The organism is Pseudomonas fluorescens (assembly GCF_902497875.1).
GTDB classification, from domain to species: Bacteria; Pseudomonadota; Gammaproteobacteria; order Pseudomonadales; family Pseudomonadaceae; genus Aquipseudomonas; species Aquipseudomonas fluorescens_BR.
On the sequence record NZ_CABVHY010000101.1, the window covers coordinates 1 to 1877 of the forward strand.

The following is a 1877-nucleotide window of genomic DNA, read 5'->3' on the forward strand; positions in this document are numbered from 1 at the left end:
AAGGCGCATCTGGCGGCGCTGCTGGCTCTTACGTCGGCCTTGCTGATCGCGATCTTCGCCTTCGGCATGCCCGCGAACATGGCGGGCTCAGCCGCGCTGTATGGCGCCGCCAACGGCCTGCTGCCGATTGGCTGGATCGTGCTCAACATCATCTTCCTGCATCGGCTTACCACCGAGAACGGCTCGTTCAAGGTGCTGCAAGACTCCCTGACGCGCATCACCGACGATCGCCGTCTGCAATTGCTGCTGATTGCCTTCTGCTTCGGGGCTTTCTTCGAAGGGGCTGCCGGCTTCGGCACGCCCGTGGCGGTCACCGGGGCCATTTTGATCGGGTTGGGCTTCTCGCCCCTGGCCGCGTCCGGCCTGGCGTTGATCGCCAATACCGCGCCCGTGGCATTCGGCGCCCTGGGCACGCCCATCATCACCCTGGCCAAGGTGACCGGGCTGGATGAAATGGAGCTGTCGATGATGGTCGGCCGGCAATTGCCGTTCTTCTCGGTGATCGTGCCGTTCTGGTTGATCTGGGCCTTCGCCGGCTGGCGCAAGATGCTGGAAATCTGGCCGGCGATCCTGGTCGCCGGGGTCAGCTTCGCCGTGCCGCAGTTCCTCGTGTCCAACTACCACGGGCCGATGCTGGTGGACGTGATCGCCGCGCTGATTTCCATGGCCAGCCTGACCGGTTTCCTCAGGGTCTGGAAGCCGGCCACCGTGCATACCTCCGCAGCCCTGTCCGGGCGGGTCGACAACTCCAAAATAGCTGAGGAGCATGACGAACAACCCGTGGCCAGCGCGACCTTTGCCAGCGATGTCAAACCCGCGGTCATGCGCGCCTGGATGCCGTGGATCATCCTCACGGTCTTCGTCTTCGCCTGGGGCACCCAGAGCTTCAAAAACATGTTCGATACCCGGCAGGCTGTAGATCCGCAAACCAGCTCGGCCAAGCTCGATCCCCAGGGCAAGCCGATGCGCGAAGCGAACCCGATCTTCGCCCCGACCCTGACCTTCACCACCATTCACCAGCAGATCGAGAAGGTTCCGCCCGTGGTGCCCGCGGCCAAAACCGAGGAAGCGGTCTACAAGTTCAACTGGTTCACCAGCACCGGTAGCGGCATCCTGCTGGCGGCGATCCTGGGTGGATTGCTGATGGGTTATTCCATCCCGCAACTGATCCACCAATACCTGCGAACGCTGTGGGTGGTGCGTTACTCGCTCATTACGATCGTGGCCATGCTCGCCCTCGGCTTTCTCACCCGCTACTCCGGCCTTGACGCCACCATGGGCCTGGCCTTCGCCGCCACCGGCATCTTCTACCCCTTGTTCGGCACCCTCCTCGGCTGGCTCGGCGTGGCCTTGACCGGCTCGGACACGGCCTCCAACGTACTGTTCGGCGGCCTGCAACGGGTGACCGCCGAGCAACTGGGGATCAGCCCGGTATTGATGGCCGCCGCCAACAGTTCCGGCGGGGTCATGGGCAAGATGGTCGACGCCCAGTCGATCGTGGTGGCCTCCACCGCCACCCGCTGGTACGGCCATGAAGGGGAAATCCTGCGTTATGTGTTTTTCCACTCCATCATCCTGGCCATTCTGGTCGGTGGGCTGGTGACGTTGCAGGCGTATGTGGTGCCCTTCAGCCATATGGTGGTGGGCGGGCCTTGATGACGCGACGTGGTTGATTTTCTCGGCCCAAGGACGGGGCTCTCGTAGCAGCTGCCCCATTTGTGGGATCACCAGGAGAGATACCGTCAGGTGTTGGTTTTCAGCTTGGTCCACAGACGAGTACTCAACCGTGCGATGGCAGCGGGGAGATCCTCTACGGTGAACAGCTTATCCATCACCGTTTTCTGTGGGTAAATCGCCAGGTCCTGCTTCACCGACGG

General features: G+C 62.7%; 1 protein-coding gene and 1 pseudogene. One reads left to right on the forward strand and one right to left on the reverse strand.

Translation table 11 applies throughout. The features are described 5' to 3' along the window. The coding region (locus tag F8N85_RS33820; RefSeq protein WP_150806453.1) for an L-lactate permease at window positions 1-1656 on the forward strand (1656 nt) is incomplete at its 5' end. A gap of 86 nt (window positions 1657-1742) precedes the next feature. Here the strand turns inward: F8N85_RS33820 and F8N85_RS33825 are convergent. Further along, a pseudogene (locus F8N85_RS33825) lies at window positions 1743-1877 on the reverse strand (spermidine/putrescine ABC transporter substrate-binding protein PotF); the annotation flags it as partial.